A 15,647-nucleotide genomic window follows, 5' to 3' on the forward strand; every position below is an offset into this window, starting at 1 on the left:
AGCGCACGGCAAAGTGCCTGCCACAGGCGGGGCCCAGGTGCTGCGCCTTGCACAGACAGCCCCTGATCCGCAGGGTCTCACTCAAGGTCTTGGGCGGCTTGCAGGGGCCGCCGGCCATAGTTCAGCTGCGGTCGTATTGCAGGCTGAAGCCGCTGCGCTCACGCTGGATGCGGGCAAATCCCAGCTCTCCCAGGTGCATGCCGGCAATCAGCAGCTGGTCGGCACTGGCCATGTCCAGCATGCGCGAACGGGTGCTGGCAGACAGGGCAGCATTCTGGTCAAAGGCGATGGTGACATCGGGCCGCTGGATCTGGATATGGGGAAAGTGCACGATGTCCCCCCACACCAGCAGATTCTGCGCTGCCGAGGTCAACAGATAACCCGTGTGGCCTTGCGTGTGGCCCGGCAGCGGCATGGCCTGCACACCCGGGAGCACTTCTTCGGAGTCAAAGGTGCGCAGTTGCTGGTGGTAGCGTTCAAACACGGTGCGGGCGATCTGAAAATTGCCACGTGCGCGTTCGCTGGCGCGGCTGAGGTGGGCATCGTCCCGCCAGAAGTCCCATTCACTGCGGTGCACGACCAACTCGGCGTTGGGGAACACGCGCTCACCTGCGGCGTTGAGCAGCCCGCCCACATGATCGGGATGGGCGTGGGTCAACAAGATGGTGTCGATATCTTCGGGCGACACGCCCGCCAAGGCCAGGTTGTGCAGCAACAGGCCGCCCCCTTGCCTGATGCCACCAGCACCCGCATCAATGAGCACGGTGTGCCTGGCGCTGCGAAGCAGGTAGCAGTTGATGTGGATGGACTCCGGTGGCCGCTGCCCTGCGCGGCTTTGCATCTGCGTGGCGTCGGCAGGGTCGATGTTCGACAGCAGGCCCAGCGGGGCCTGGAGGTAGCCATCGCTGATGGCCGTGATGTGGAAGTCACCCACGCGGTGACCGGGGAAGCTGTGTTCAATCATGGGTCTCTGCAATCTGGATCAGTAAGTCAGTGGGTCAGTGGAGCGCGTGTATCTGGCCAGCGCCGTAGCCGAAGCAGCGGATGCGCGCGGGAGATGCCGTGTGCTGCACGATGGACGCCTGCAGCTTTTGCATGAAGCGCTGCAGCACTTCGGGCGTGCGAAACGGCTCCAGGCGGTACTGGACTTCCACATGTATTGGCAGCCCATGCCCTGGGCGGGCTGCGACATAGATCACATGGACGTTCTGCTGCTGCGCTGCCAGCACCCCGGTGCACAGCTGCATGCAGTCGGCAGACAGCAGCGCCAGAGCGGCCTCGGATGGCATGGGCGCCGAGATATAGAAAGTCAGGTTGGGCATAAACAGCCTCACGGTCTAAGCAGGCGCCTTGGGGGGCCACGGTGCTGCGCAGCTGCTCTGTCATGGCTTCATAGGCCTGGACGTCTGGCGGCAATGCGGCCATGGCAGGGCGCTGCGCTGCAGGCAGCCTGGCCATCCAGCGTTGCAGTGGACAACCCTCCAGCGCCACCGCCTCCAGGGCCAGTGGGCTGAGGCCTATCTGCTGCAGGCTGCCCGGGCCCTGCGGGCTTACCAGCAACAGGTCCCCCGCCTGCAAGGCGGGTGCGACCTGCGCACAGGCATAGAGGTTGCGGTGCCAGTCCGTGATGTGCTGTTGCCAGCGTGCAAAGTTGCCGCCGCCTTTTTCCCGGTAGTCGTCGCCGGTCAGCACGCCGAGGCCATCGATGGTGTGCAGCGCCAGGTACACGGGCACCGCCACCGGCACACCTGCATCCAGCGCCTTGAAGCGCTGCGAGGTCTGAAAGCCGCCCACAGAGATCAGCGCGGGCAGTTTCTGCAGACTGTAGAAGTCATTCCATTCGGCTTCGGTCTGCGCATCGGCGTAGCTGCATTCAACGGTGTAGATCATGGTGGATTCCTTGGAAAGCGGTGGCTGCTTGGGCTGTGCAAGCGGTATTTGAATTAACATAAAGTCATGCTATCCAAAGGAATTCAGGCTATATAGCGATATAAAATCGATCTTCATTGATGTTTGATCAAGCTGCGCTTGGAGCTTGCCTTCAACCATGCGACGCAAGATTCCCAGCAATTCCGCCCTCCAGGCCTTTGAAGCCGCCGCACGCCATGGCAGCTTTGCCCGTGCCGCGCAGGAACTGGCGCTGACGGAAGGCGCCATCAGCCGCCAGATCGCCAGGCTGGAAGAATTTCTGGGGATGGCGCTGTTTGAGCGCGTGGGCAACCGCGTGCGGCTGGCGCCCAGTGGGGTGCGCTATGCCGCGCAGGTGGGCGAAATCCTGGATCGTCTGGAACGGGAAAGCCAGTACCTGATGGGGCAGCCTACGGGCGCGGCCAGCTTGCACCTGGCCGTCATTCCCACGTTCGCCACACGCTGGCTGATTCCGCGCCTTCCGCGCTTTCAGCAGGACCACCCGCATATCACCCTGCACATTGCCGAGCGCATGGAGCCCTTTGTGCTGGCGGGCAGCGGCTTTGATGCGGCGCTGCATTTCGAGCACCCGGCCTGGGCGGGCATGCGCACGCACCGCTTGCTGGAAGAAGTGCTGATTCCCGTCTGCAGCCCCTCGCTGTTGGCCGGGCACCCCCAGGATGGCGGATTGGACGCCCTGCCCCGGCTGCACCGCATGCAGAACCCGGATGCCTGGCAGCGCTACGCGGAAGAGACGGGCGTGGCGCTGACCCACCCCGCCGTGGGGTCGCGCTTTGATTTGCACGCCATGCTGATAGAGGCTGCGCTGTGCGGACTGGGCGTGGCCCTGGTGCCGCGTCTGTATGTGGAAACAGAACTGGCGCAGGGCCGTCTGCTCGCCCCCTGGCCGCAGAGCCCGTCCGTTGCCAAAACCTTTTGCCTGGTGCTGCCGGAACCCCTGGGGCTGAGCGAAGCACCGTTGCAGGCCTTTGTCCGCTGGATGCTGGCGGAGGCGCAGACGGCCCGTTCTGCCTGAGCACGGGTCTGGCCCCCAGCCCGTGGTGACCCGGCATCGCTATGTTTCTGATAGCGACTATTGCTGCAGCAGTGGCTTCAAAGACCCAGCGCGGGCCTCCGCCGGCAGGCAGTCACCGCCAGCGAGAGGAATAGAATTTGTCGCTTCCGTCGCATGGGCTCTCGCCCATTGGCATGTATGCCATGTGCAACTGTGAGTGATCGTGATGAAAAATACTGCCCCACTTCTGGCGTCTGCGGCCGCAACTGCCGATGCCATTTCCGCGTTGGTTTCCAACACCTGCGTGCAGCCGCTGAATCGGCGCAAAGCCATGGGGCTGCTGCTGGCCGGTGCGGCCGCAGCCCACCAGGTGCAAGCCCAGGTGCTGGCGCCCAGCACTGCTGGCACTGCCAGCGCAGCTGGCGCCGATACCAGGTTTCCCCGCAACAAGATTGTGAAGATTGTGGTGGCCTACCCACCTGCCGGAGACACCGGCATTTTGGGCCAGCTGATTGCCGAATTGCTGAGTGCCCAATGGGGCAGCAACGTGATGGTGGAATACAAGCCCGGTGCCACCGGCATCATCGGTACGCGCGAAGTCATTGCCAACGCCCCCGATGGCTATACCCTGCTGGTGGCCCCCAACTCGGTGGCCATTGCGCCGCACCTGACGCCGTCGTACGACGTGCTGAAAGACCTGACCCCCATTGCCAAGCTGATCGACCAGCCCATCATTGCCGTGGTCAACAGCGCATCGGGCATTACCGATTTGCGCACCCTAGTGCAAAAGGCCAAGGCCGGTGCCCTGCCCGGTTACGCCAGCCCCGGCCACGGCTCCACCATGCACATCGTGGGCGAGCTGTTCAACCAGGTCGCAGGCATGCAGCTGCAAGAGATCCCCTACAAGGGCACCATGCCCGCCATCACCGACCTGGTAGGCGGTCAGGTGCCCCTGATGTACACCACGCTCAACCCGGTGCAAAACTTCCTCAAGACGGGCCAGTTGCGCGCCATCGGCATCATCGCTCCCCAGCGGGTGTCGTTCCTGCCCCAGGTCCCCACCTTTGCCGAAAGCGGCTACCCGCAGGTGTATATCTCCACCTGGCAGGCGCTGCTGGGCCCTGCCAACATGCCGGCGGCGCTGGTGCAGCAAATCAACCACAGCGTGAACGCTGCGCTGCAAACCCCCAAGGCCAAGGCCTTGCTGCAGCAATGGGCCATGCAGCCGGTGACCGAAAGCCCCCAGGCGCTGAAGCACACGCTGGAGCAGGACTACGCCCGCTACGGCAAGCTGATCAGCCAGCTGCACATTTCCTGAGGCAGGCACCCATTGCCTGCGGGACAGGGCTGGATACACAACGTGCCTCCCTACCCTGTGCCTGCTCCCGTACCGCTGACTGCACCCGGCACTGAGCGCCCGGCCACGCCAGACCCTTCCTTGCTTTCGCTGTTCTCTGTTCATTGCGCCCCTTGAGGGGCTGAGAAAGGACTTGTTCTATGGACTGCACCCTCACCTTGGTGACCGACGGCACCACGCCCTTCTTTCAGGTGCAAAACTCGGGCCCCGAGCCGCTGCACATTCGTGCCCCGGCCTTGCAGCAGGTGTCCACCACGGCGCCAGACGCCCCCGAGCCCGCTGGCGCGGTGCCCGCAGCCGCCTCCGGCACGGCTGCGCCGCAGCTGGCATCGCCGCTGGAAGTGATGCTCTCGGGCGCCACCGGCTGTTCGGCCTATGACATCACCAACCGGCTGCAGGAGCGTGGCATCCACGTCACCGCCATGACGGTGCACACCCAGGCCGAGCGGGCGACGACCGCGCCCCGGGTCTTCACCTCGGTGCATCTGCATTACCGCATCACCGCGCCCCAGGCCGACCGCGAAGCAGTCGCCTCCGTGGTCGACATGTCGGTGCACGCACACTGCTCCGCGCTGGGCATACTCAAGCACACCGCCCGCATTGGCTACACCTTGGATCTGACGGTGTAACGCACCGCCCAGGATCAAGGGAAACCACAAGGGGCGCAATGCAGGGGGCACAGCGGGGGTCTGCCCCACTGTGTGGGCTATGGCGTGAAGCCCCGTCGCCGCTTTCCGCCATCCATTGCCGCCACGGTCCGGCACCCGAGCGGCAGCAACCGCCGGCACCAGACCTTGCATGCGGCCTGTCTTGAACGACCGCTTACGGCCAATTGGCCAATTGGCCACTTCCACCACGGGAGCAGCCGTTCGATGGCGTGGTGCGGCACCAACCGGCCCGCAGGGCCGCTTCAGGGTGTTGCAGCAGGCTCAGGTCGACCCGTTGCGGCCACCTGAGGTGGGCCCGTCCACACCTGCCATGCACCCTCACCCGACTTCTGCGCTGTCAATTCTTAACAATTGAAATTAACAATCGAAATTTGAGTATCGATATTCTTCAACTTCCACATCACCTGTTTGTTGGAGAAAACTGATGACCCATCGCCATGCCATCAAAGACAAAGTTGCTCTCATCGCAGGAGGGGGCAAGAACCTGGGCGGCCTGATTGCGCGTGATCTGGCACAACAAGGTGCCAAAGCCATCGCCATTCATTACAACAGTGCAGCCAGCGAAGCCGAAGCCCTGGCCACGGTTGCGGCCGTCAAGGACCTGGGCGCCCAGGCCATTGCCGTGCGTGGCGATCTGACCAAGGCAGCGGCGGTGCAAAAGCTGTTTGCGGACACCGTTGCCGCCTTTGGCCGCCCGGATATCGCCATCAACACCGTGGGCAAGGTGCTGAAAAAACCGATGCATGAGATTTCCGAGGCCGAGTTCGACGAGATGTCGGATGTCAACAGCAAAGCGGCATTCTTCTTCCTCAAAGAGGCTGGCATCCATGTCAACGACCACGGCAAGGTGGTGACGCTGGTGACCTCCCTGCTCGGCGCCTTCACGCCGTTCTACGCCTCCTACGCCGGCACCAAGGCGCCTGTCGAGCACTACACCCGCGCTGCCGCCAAGGAGCTGGGGGCCCGTGGCATCTCCGTCACCGCAGTGGGTCCCGGCCCCATGGACACGCCTTTCTTCTACCCTGCGGAAGGCGCAGATGCGGTGGCCTATCACAAGACGGCTGCAGCGTTGTCCGGCTTCAGCAAGACGGGGCTCACCGATATCGAGGATGTGGTTCCGTTCATTCGCCACCTCGTCAGCGACGGCTGGTGGATTACGGGTCAAACCATTTTGATCAATGGTGGCTACACCACCAAATAGGCCGCCGATCTGATCGCACTGTGAACCTGCGGCCTGGCGGGGCTCAAAGAACCTGAGCCCAGCCAGGCCAATGTCGGTACCGAAGGGTGTCGCCCTCAAGCGGGAACAGTAAGCGGGCCCGGCGCAGCATCGAAACAGGCAGGCGCCATGCAGCGAGAGCGCCCTGCTGCCCTGATGACCTTTCCTAACTGTTCGCTGGGAGGGTACTTGTTACCATTTGCTCATAACGGCCTGGAGGGTGTACGTGAGCAAGGCATTACCGCAGCAAGCCCAGCACAGACGGTCCATGCGATCCAGCGTGCGCATGGTGACGCTGGGGGTGGCGTTCGCCTGGCTGGCCTTGGTGGCCAGTCTCGGGTGGTGGATGTCACAGAAAATTGTGGCATCGGAGTTGGACCGTTTGGCGGCCAGCGCTGAATACGAAGCCAAAACCACCGCACGCATCATGGATCGGCTGTTCACCGAAATGGTGAGTGTGGCCAATATGGTGGCACGCCAGGGGCTGGTGATCCAGCTCGCCACCCGCTATCGCACCGATCCGCCCGACCTGGCAGAGCTCACACGCCAACAGCGCGCAGCGCAATTCACGCAAGACCCGTTGGTGCGCAAAGTGGGCGACTTCATGAATGAGCTGTCTGGCGATCTGCGCTATGCCCGCATCTACATGAACAACATGTCGGATGACACGGTCACCGCCAGCAACTGGGCGGAGTCCGACAGCATTGTGGGAATGATCTACTCCGGTCGCCCCTATCTCGTCGACGCATTGCGTGAGGGCAATGGCCATTCCTTCGGTATCGCGCGCCTGAACAAGACGCCATCCTATTTCGTGGCAAGCCGTATTGAGAGCGAGGACGACCAGCCCCTGGGTTCCGTCACGGTCAAGTTCGATGCCCCAGATATTGTTCCCTACCTGTCCGGGAGCCACATTGCCCTGATTCTGGATCGCCAAGGTCGGGTGACCACCACATCGTCCGCGCCCTTCATGCTGCGCAACGCGAGTGCGCTGCTGCCGCCTGGTTCTGCGCCTGCTGGGGCAAGGACCAACGCCTTGGACAGTGATGAGCAGCCAGGCGCGCCGCTGGATGCGCGTGCAGTGACCGGCTCGGATCAGTGGATCATTGACGGCAAGCCCTATCTGCTGCGGCATGAGCCGCTCTCCAACACCCAATATCAATTGATCACACTGGCGAGCTTGGATCACCTGCCAGCCATGCGCAGGCTGCACCTTGGGTTGGCCGGGCTGGTAGCGTCGGTGGGTCTGCTTTTCATTCTGCTCTGCGGTCACGTGATAGGACTGATGGTGGAGCGGCGGCAGGACGAGTGGTACGCGGCGAACCATGATGCGTTGACCAATCTGCCCAACCGACGCAACGTGCTGTGCCACCTGGAGCAGCTGTTCGCCCAAGCCAAGAAAACGCAGCAATGGGTGGTGGTGGCTTTCGTGGATCTGGATGGGTTCAAAGCGATCAACGACAGCTATGGCCACGAGGTCGGCGACCAATTCCTGGTCGAAGTCGGTCGGCGCTTGACCATGGGCTTGCGTCAGAGTGACATGCTGGGACGGCTGGGGGGTGACGAGTTCGTCGTCATTGGCCTGATCGATCCGCCAAGCCCCGCAGACCAGGACCAGGCCCTGGAGGCCATGCGCAGCCGCTTGGCCCCCCTGCTGATTGGGCGGTATGCGTTTTCCGAGTGCTGCCTCGACTATCCGGGTGCCAGCTTCGGCATTGTGAGTGTCGACCCCTCCATCAGCTCGACACAGACCGTGCTCAGGGAGGCGGATCTGCGCATGTATGCGGACAAGCAGGCCAGGCGGACGTCGCGACGGGATTCTGCAAAGGGTGACGCAGCCTGTGAAACAGGCGAACTGCCAGGGCACGATCCCCGGATGCCGCTCCCCACCTAGGTCCAGCCCCCAGACATTCGCCAGTCACGCAAAACTGAGCCACCGGGGGCTAGTGGACCACTTCTGGGTGGAAATCAACCGGTTTGCACCCTGTAGCGACCGCCTCCGGTCGCATCATTTGCCCAGCTTCTCGGCGAGCATTCGCAGCAGAAGCAAATAGGTGATTGCGCCAGCGAGGAAGAGCGGTCCGCTAACAAGCGCCTTGAGCGGCTCGTAGAAGAACGCGAATGGCACAACCCCGGCGATGTAAACCCAAATCTTCTTCATTTGCGGCAAGTTCAATCATTCGTCCCGCTGGCACCGGTGACTTGTTTTCAAATGGCTTTCACGCCGTGGAAGGCCACCTGTGAATCCACAACATCGGCAACGCTCGTGGCGTGAGAAGCAATGCGCGATTCAATCTGTGCGGCACGATTCATCGTCTGGGCGCGACCAAGTTGCTCGGGGAGGTTTGCTATTGCCCGCCCCGAATTCGCCGTCGTCTTTCCAACACCGAGCCACCCGGGTGCAATTGCTCCCACTGCTGCAGAAACTCCAGCGTCATACCAGTTGCAGTCCCCGACATCGAGGACATCACATCCGTTCCGATAGTTGATTGGCAGCACAGTGGCACCGCCAACTTGATTTCGCTGAATGCATCCAGCGTGAGCTTCAGAGGACCTAGCGTCAAGATGATTTCGCCAGATGGCCATGACCGTCTGCGGCGCATTGCGCCAGCGAGCTTCCAGTCCGGAATCGATTGCTGTCCACGGTCAATTCCGCCCCTCCAGGCACCAGACCGGCCATTGCGCATCCCGTCACAGCAGGGCATGTGGCACGCAACCGCTGCCTTAGTTTGGTTAAGCCCAACTATGGTTTAGGCAGCAAGGCCTCCAGCGCATCCAGGTCCACGGTGTCGCGCTGCTCGGGCTTCATGAAGCGCACGGCAAAGGCTTCCCACAGGCGGCTGCGCAGGAAGTAGCGGAACAGGCCGGGGTCCAGGTGCTGCTCCTTGCACATGAAGGCCATGATCCGCAGGGTCTCGCTCAGGGTCTTGGGTGGTTTGTAGGGGCGGTCGGCGGCGGTCAGGGCTTCGAAGACATCGCACATCGCCATCACACGGTCCAGCACGCCCAGGCGTTCGCCGGGGATGCGCCGGGGGTAGCCTTTGCCGTCCATGCGCTCGTGGTGCGTGGCGGCCAGCTCCGGCACCTGCTCCAGCCCCGGCGGCCAGGGCAGCCCCTTGAGCATGATGTAGGTCTGCACCATGTGGTCGTTGATCTTGAAACGGTCCTCGTCGGTCAGCGTGCCGCGGCGGATGGCCAGGTTGTGGAGCTCGCCCAGGTTCTGCTGGTAGGACGGCAGCTTCATGTCGAAGCCGTATTTGTTGCGCGGATCGCCCGCCTCCACGGCGGGGCGGTCCTCGCCCCAGGGAATGCGGTGTTCGGGCAGGTCGGCCAGCAGGGCTTCGGTGGCGGGCAGCGACGGGGCTTCGGGCCGCAGCTGCTGCAGCTGGCGCAGTTCGGCATCGGACAGGCCCAGGCGGTCGTCGAAATGGCGTTGCCAGCCTTGTGCCCCGATGGCCTGCAGCCGGGCGATGGCGTCGTCGGACAGGAATTCGCCACCCACATTGCAGGTGGCCACAAACGTGAAGTCGTCGATCAGCTGCTGCTGGCGGGCGGCCAACTGGGCGGCGTCGAGCTCGCCGCGCGCGGCCGCCAGTTCGGCGTCGCGCCACAGGATCTCGAAGCGCAGCCGCACTTCATGGATGCGGTTGCGGATGGCTTCCAGCTTGGTGGCCTTGTCGACGATGTGTTCCGGGCTGGTCACCTTGCCGCAGTCGTGCAGCCAGGCGCCCAGGCGGAAGGCATAGCGCTCGTTCTCGCTCATCTGGAAGTCGGCATACGGCCCGTCGGCCGCCGCGTGCAGGTGGTCCGCGAACGCGATGGCCATCTGCGGCACGCGCTCGCAATGGCCGCCGGTGTAGGCGCTCTTGGCGTCGATGGCGTCGGCAATCAGCTGGATGATGGCGTCGAAAAGGCGGCGCTGCGATTCCAGCAGCTGGCGGGTTTCGATGGCCACCGCCAGCATGCCCGAGAGCCGGTGCGCAAAGCGCTGGAAGGCCGCATCTTCGTGCGCGGCGTCGGCCTTGAATTCCAGCACCAGCAGGCCCTGCAGACCGCCCTGGCGGCCGCGCAGCTCCAGGTCCAGCCGGTTCACACCGCCCTGCGCACCACGGGGCCCGGCCGGCAGCGGCGGGTAGGCAAAGTGTTCCGGCAGCGGTGTGACCAGGCTGCCGGCTTCTGCGGCGCGCTGCATGCTGCCTGCCTGCGCATCCCACAGGTAGACGGCTGCGGCCTGCGATTGCGTGGCCTGCGTCAGCTGCTCCAGCACCTGCTGCAGCATGCGCTCCACCTCGGGCACTGTGGCCAGGCGCTCGGTCAGGCTCAGAAAGGCCTCGATGGTGTCGCCCATGTGCTGCATGGCCTGGGACAGCTCGCCCACCTCGCTGACACGGCTGGCCGGCAGGCGGCTGCCCGTGAAGTCGAAACGGGCGATGCGCAGGCTGCGTTCGCGCAGGCGGTTGATGCTGCGGCCTATGGCCTTGCCCGCCGCCCAGCCCAGGGGCAGCAGCAGCAGCGCCAAAATCACGGCCAGCCCGATGAAGTACAGCGCACGCTGCCGGGCCTCGGCGGTCAGCTCGTCCAGCGGCAGCATCTGCAGCAGCTCGAACACCCCACCCAGGCCGATATCGATCTGGGTGTGCAACCCCACCCATTGCCGACCATCGATGGTCAGGATCTGCGGTTTGCCGGTGTGCCGGGAGGTCTGCTGCAGGCGCAGCAGTTCGGGCTCGCCGATGGCGTCCAGCATGGGCTGGGTGTCGCGGTCGCTGCTGTTCAGGTTCACCGTGGCCGCCATCACCTGCCCGCTGCTGTGCAGCAGGGCCAGGCGCGTGCCCGGGGTGGTGCGCAGCCCCACCAGCATCTGCTCCAGGTCGTCAAAGGCCACATCAATACCGACCACGGCATCGCCCGAGGTGGCCTGCTGGCTCAAGGTGACACCCAGGCGCTGCGTGGTGGCAAAGCGGTAGGGATTGGACAGCTGGGCGGTGCCGGGATGTTCGCGCGCCAGCGCATACCAGGGGCGGGTGCGGGGATCAAACTGGTAGTCGGCCCGCTCCTGGCTTTGCTGCAGCCTGCCGTCTTCACCCAGAAAATGAAAACGGCCGACGCTGCGGCCATCGGGCTGGTGGCTGATGGTCTGCACCAGGTAGACCGCACTTTCCGGCACGTTCAGGCGCTGGCGGATGCTCGCCAGGCGCAGGGGCCGCCCCAGCAGAAAGTCTCCATTCGGGTAGGCCACATAGATGGCGGCTTCCAGCGGGTTGGCCCGCAACTCGCCCAGCAGCACATTCAGGGCTTGCAGCCGGGTGGCCTCGTCCGCCGCCAGCGGCAGACGGCCCGCGCCGATCTGGCGCAGCGCGCCCTGGGCGGGGATCAGCTGCAGGCGGATCTGTTCACGCAGCAGCAGGGTGTCGCGCACCGCGCGCTCGCCCGCATCCTGCACCAGTTGCCGGGTGGTGGCCACCCACCCCAGGCCGATCAGCAAAGCGGCCACCAGCCCCATACAGGCCATCGTCAAGGCGGCAATGTGCACGCGGATACGGAACTGCTGGGGGACAGACAGGATGCGGTTCATCAGACCGACTTTCCGCAGGTGGACGCACCTGCCATGGGCATTCAGTTTACGGTGCATCGCAGCAGACCGCGGAAGCTACATGCATGGATCGCCAGGGCTGCGTTGCAAAAAAGCAGCGGGGGCGGCCTGCAGCCCTTTGCAGCCGCCCTCTGCAGCATTCCGCACCGCGTGCCCTGCCCCCCGGCCTGCCGGGGGCGCCGTTTGATGAGGATCGCCTTGCGCCGGTGGCGGCGGGTCTGCCTGAGCCGAGCGCCTGCCCCCTTTGCTCGCGGCCCTGCCCACGCATCCGGCCCGCCCAGAAAGAGATACCGCAAAACAAAAAACCGCTGCAGCTTGCGCTGACAGCGGTTTTTAAATCTGGCGGAGTGGACGGGACTCGAACCCGCGACCCCCGGCGTGACAGGCCGGTATTCTAACCAACTGAACTACCACTCCTGGCAGGAAGCTTCGCTATTTTTTAGATAGCTACCAGCGCTTCAAACTTGGCGACCCTACGGGGATTCGAACCCCGGTACTCACCGTGAAAGGGTGATGTCCTAGGCCTCTAGACGATAGGGTCAATTCCTAGAACTTCTGGCTGTTACCAGCCAGCGTCTGATTTTTTGGTGGAGGTAAACGGGATCGAACCGATGACCTCTTGCATGCCATGCAAGCGCTCTCCCAGCTGAGCTATACCCCCAAAAATCTGTGGCGGAGTGGACGGGACTCGAACCCGCGACCCCCGGCGTGACAGGCCGGTATTCTAACCAACTGAACTACCACTCCTGGCAGGAAACTTTGCTATTTTTTAAATAGCTACCAGCGTTTCAAACTTGGCGACCCTACGGGGATTCGAACCCCGGTACTCACCGTGAAAGGGTGATGTCCTAGGCCTCTAGACGATAGGGTCAATCCTAGAACTCTGGCTGTTACCAGCCAGCGTCTGTTTTTGGTGGAGGTAAACGGGATCGAACCGATGACCTCTTGCATGCCATGCAAGCGCTCTCCCAGCTGAGCTATACCCCCAAAATTCTCACTCTTGACAACGCGACTTTTATTCAATCGCGTTGTGCAGAGCCTCGAATTATAGACAGGTTTTTAGCGGTTTTTCAAACGCGTCAGAATTTTTTCGCGACCGAGCAATTCCAGCACCGCATCCACCGACGGCGTGTGGGCCGTGCCCACGGTCAGCACGCGCACGGGCATGGCCAGAACGGGCATTTTTACGCCCTGGGCCTTGAGCACTTCCTTGATGGCGGCGGCGATGGCTTCCTTGGTCCATTCCACGCTCTGCATGGCGGCGGCGAAGGCATCCAGCACCGGGGTAGCGGCTTCGGCCACATGCTTGGCATAGTCTTCAGCATTGCGTTCCACACCATCCACATAGAAGACCTTGGCCCAGTTGGCCAGGTCCACCAGGGTGTCGCAGCGGTCCTTGAACAGGGCCACGATGCGCACCAGGCGGTCGTCGGCCTGCAGCACGGCGGCGTCCACACCGGCCTTGACCACGAAGGGCGTGACCAGGGCGGCCAGCGCCGCATCATCCATGGCCTTCAGGTGCTGGGCATTGACCCAGCGCAGCTTGGCTTCATCGAACTGGCCGGCGCTGCGACCCAGGTGGTCCAGGTTGAACCATTCCAGGAACTGGGCGCGGCTGAAGATTTCATCGTCGCCGTGGCTCCAGCCCAGGCGGGCCAGGTAGTTCACCATGGCGTCGGGCAGATAGCCTTCGTCGCGGTACTGGGTCACGGCCTTGGCGCCGTTGCGCTTGCTCATCTTCTCGCCCTGCTCGTTCAGCACGGTGGGCAGGTGGGCGAACACGGGCACGTCGGCGCCCAGGGCTTCGAAGATGTGGATCTGGCGCGGGGTGTTGTTGACGTGGTCGTCGCCGCGGATCACGTGGGTGATGCGCATGTCCATGTCATCGACGCAGACGCAGAAGTTGTAGGTGGGCGTGCCATCGGGGCGGGCGATCACCAGATCGTCCAGCTCGGAGTTCTGGAACTCGATATGGCCCTTGCACTTGTCGTCCCAGCCCACCACGCCGTCCTTGGGGGTCTTGAAGCGCAGCACGGGCTTCACGCCTTCGGGGATGGCCGGCAGCACCTTGCCGGGCTCGGGGCGCCAGGTGCCGTCGTAGCGCGGCTTTTCCTTGGCGGCCATCTGCTTCTCGCGCAGGGCGTCCAGCTCTTCCATGCTCATATAGCAGGGGTAGACAAGGCCCTTGGCCTGCAGCGTGGCCAACACTTCCTTGTAGCGGTCCATGCGCTGCATCTGGTAGAACGGACCTTCGTCATGGTCCAGCTGCAGCCATTGCATGCCTTCGATGATCACGTCCACCGATGCCTGGGTGGAGCGCTCCAGGTCGGTGTCTTCGATGCGCAGCACGAAGTCGCCGCCATTGGCGCGGGCAAAGGCCCAGGGGTACAGGGCCGAGCGGATGTTGCCCAGGTGGATGAAGCCGGTGGGCGAAGGGGCAAAACGGGTACGAATTTTGGTTGTCATTTCAAGGTATCCAGTCCGCGAGAAAGATCGGCCTTCAAGTCATCAAGGTGCTCGAGGCCCACGGAAATGCGAATCAGGCCCTGGCCGATACCGGCGGCCTGGCGCTGCTCTTCGGTCAGGCGGCCGTGCGAGGTGCTGGCCGGGTGGGTGATGGTGGTCTTCACATCGCCCAGGTTGGCGGTGATGGAGCACACCTGGGTGCTGTCCACCACATGGAAGGCGTTGGCGCGCAGTTGCTCGGCGCCCTGCCCGATCACATCGAAGGCGATCACGGCGCCGCCCATGCCGTTTTGCTGGCGCATGGCCAGCGCATGCTGCGGGTGGCTGGCCAGACCGGGGTAGTACACGCGCGCCACCTTGGGGTGGGCTTCCAGCCAGGTGGCCAGCTCCAGCGCCGATGCGCTTTCGGCCTTGACGCGCAGGGCCAGCGTTTCCAGACCCTTCATCACCACCCAGGCGTTGAACGGCGCCAGGTTCAGGCCGCCGCTGCGCAGGAAGGTGCCCATGACCTTGTCCACCAGCGCCACGGTGCCACAGACGGCGCCGGCCATCACGCGGCCCTGGCCGTCCAGGAACTTGGTGCCGGAGTGCACCACCACGTCGGCGCCCAGCTTGGCGGGCTGCTGCAGGATGGGCGTGGCAAAGCTGTTGTCCACGGCCAGCAGTGCGCCGTGGGCGTGGGCGATCTCGGCCAGCGCGGCAATGTCGCACAGGTCGGTCAGCGGGTTGGTGGGCGTTTCGGCAAACAGCATGCGGGTGTTGGGGCGGATGGCCGCCTTCCACTCGTCGATGTTGGTTTGCGACACAAAGCTGGTTTCCACGCCGAAGCGGGCCATTTCGGTGCCCAGCAGCTTGATAGTGGAGCCGAACATGGACTGCGAGCAGATCACGTGGTCGCCCGTCTTCAGCGCCGTCAGCGCCACCAGCAGGATGGCCGACATGCCGGTGGACGTGGCCACAGCGCATTCCGTGCCTTCCAGGGCTGCCAGGCGGCGCTCGAAGCTGGTCACCGTGGGGTTGCTGGTGCGGCTGTAGGTATAGCCTTCTTCCTGGCCGGCAAAGCGGCGCGCCGCCGTCTCGGCGTTGGGCTGCACAAAGCTGCTGGCCAGGTACAGGGCTTCGCTGTGTTCGCCCCACTGGCTGCGTTCCACGGCCTCGCGCACGGCGAGGGTCTCAGGGTGCAATCCCTGGGGCAGGGAGTGATCGGTCACGGTACTTGGTCCTTGCAGGTGGCACCGGCGGTCTCTCCTCCGCCGGTCGCGGCATGCACGCTTCCACACGAAGCGCGCTTGCACCGCATCTCAACAAAACAAAAAAATGAGCTGATTGCGCTGTCGTCACCAGACTTTTCAGCAAGAAACATTGTGAAAGTCTTGGTAATCCAGCGCAATTAGCTCATGTTTCTGAAGCTCTCGCTTCCGGAC

At 63.6% G+C, this 15,647-nt stretch carries 10 protein-coding genes, 6 tRNA genes and 1 pseudogene; 5 read left to right on the forward strand and 12 right to left on the reverse strand.

Going from position 1 to position 15,647, the window contains the following annotated elements; translation table 11 throughout:
* Positions 1-121: 121 nt before the first annotated feature.
* Positions 122-964 (reverse strand): MBL fold metallo-hydrolase, encoded by an 843-nt coding sequence (locus tag CT3_RS13410; protein ID WP_066533279.1) that lies wholly within the window; start codon positions 962-964, stop codon positions 122-124.
* Between the two features lie 407 nt (positions 965-1,371).
* Positions 1,372-1,890, reverse strand: a pseudogene (locus CT3_RS13420) (sugar ABC transporter); the annotation flags it as partial.
* A 157-nt stretch (positions 1,891-2,047) separates the two neighbouring features.
* Between CT3_RS13420 and CT3_RS13425 the strand changes: the two are divergent.
* The 5 genes from CT3_RS13425 to CT3_RS13445 all read left to right on the forward strand — a co-directional run bounded on the left by CT3_RS13425 (position 2,048) and on the right by CT3_RS13445 (position 8,058).
* Positions 2,048-2,944, forward strand: a complete 897-nt coding sequence (locus CT3_RS13425; RefSeq protein WP_066533282.1) for a LysR substrate-binding domain-containing protein — start codon at positions 2,048-2,050, stop codon at positions 2,942-2,944.
* Between the two features lie 205 nt (positions 2,945-3,149).
* Entirely contained in the window at positions 3,150-4,241 is a 1,092-nt protein-coding gene (locus CT3_RS13430; protein WP_083520227.1) for a tripartite tricarboxylate transporter substrate binding protein, read from the forward strand.
* Positions 4,242-4,420: 179 nt separating this feature from the next.
* Positions 4,421-4,909 (forward strand): OsmC family protein, encoded by a 489-nt coding sequence (locus CT3_RS13435; RefSeq protein ID WP_066533284.1) that lies wholly within the window; start codon positions 4,421-4,423, stop codon positions 4,907-4,909.
* Positions 4,910-5,372: 463 nt separating this feature from the next.
* Positions 5,373-6,149: an SDR family oxidoreductase gene (locus tag CT3_RS13440; protein ID WP_066533285.1), complete on the forward strand. Its 777-nt coding sequence runs from the start codon at positions 5,373-5,375 to the stop codon at positions 6,147-6,149.
* A 286-nt stretch (positions 6,150-6,435) separates the two neighbouring features.
* Positions 6,436-8,058, forward strand: coding sequence for a sensor domain-containing diguanylate cyclase (locus CT3_RS13445; protein WP_066533286.1), 1,623 nt, complete (start codon positions 6,436-6,438; stop codon positions 8,056-8,058).
* Between the two features lie 114 nt (positions 8,059-8,172).
* Here the strand turns inward: CT3_RS13445 and CT3_RS21405 are convergent, their stop codons facing one another.
* The 10 genes from CT3_RS21405 to CT3_RS13490 form a co-directional block, all read right to left on the reverse strand.
* Positions 8,173-8,325: a hypothetical protein gene (locus tag CT3_RS21405; protein ID WP_172591786.1), complete on the reverse strand. Its 153-nt coding sequence runs from the start codon at positions 8,323-8,325 to the stop codon at positions 8,173-8,175.
* Between the two features lie 582 nt (positions 8,326-8,907).
* The gene (locus CT3_RS13450; RefSeq protein WP_066533287.1) at positions 8,908-11,739 is read right to left on the reverse strand and encodes an HD domain-containing phosphohydrolase; all 2,832 of its coding nucleotides are present in this window, start codon (positions 11,737-11,739) and stop codon (positions 8,908-8,910) included.
* A 358-nt stretch (positions 11,740-12,097) separates the two neighbouring features.
* Positions 12,098-12,174, reverse strand: a tRNA-Asp gene (locus CT3_RS13455).
* A gap of 48 nt (positions 12,175-12,222) precedes the next feature.
* A tRNA-Glu gene (locus CT3_RS13460) sits at positions 12,223-12,298 on the reverse strand.
* A gap of 44 nt (positions 12,299-12,342) precedes the next feature.
* A tRNA-Ala gene (locus CT3_RS13465) sits at positions 12,343-12,418 on the reverse strand.
* A gap of 9 nt (positions 12,419-12,427) precedes the next feature.
* A tRNA-Asp gene (locus CT3_RS13470) sits at positions 12,428-12,504 on the reverse strand.
* 48 nt (positions 12,505-12,552) lie between these two features.
* Positions 12,553-12,628 (reverse strand) — tRNA-Glu (locus tag CT3_RS13475).
* Positions 12,629-12,668: 40 nt separating this feature from the next.
* Positions 12,669-12,744 (reverse strand) — tRNA-Ala (locus CT3_RS13480).
* Positions 12,745-12,816: 72 nt separating this feature from the next.
* Entirely contained in the window at positions 12,817-14,223 is a 1,407-nt protein-coding gene (gene gltX / locus CT3_RS13485; protein WP_066533388.1) for a glutamate--tRNA ligase, read from the reverse strand.
* On the reverse strand, positions 14,220-15,434 hold the full coding sequence (locus tag CT3_RS13490) for an O-succinylhomoserine sulfhydrylase (RefSeq protein WP_066533389.1): 1,215 nt from the start codon (positions 15,432-15,434) through the stop codon (positions 14,220-14,222). Before CT3_RS13490 ends, gltX begins: the two co-directional genes overlap by 4 nt.
* Between the last annotated feature and the right edge of the window lie 213 nt (positions 15,435-15,647).

The organism is Comamonas terrigena NBRC 13299 (genome assembly GCF_006740045.1).
Lineage (GTDB): Bacteria > Pseudomonadota > Gammaproteobacteria > Burkholderiales > Burkholderiaceae_C > Comamonas > Comamonas terrigena.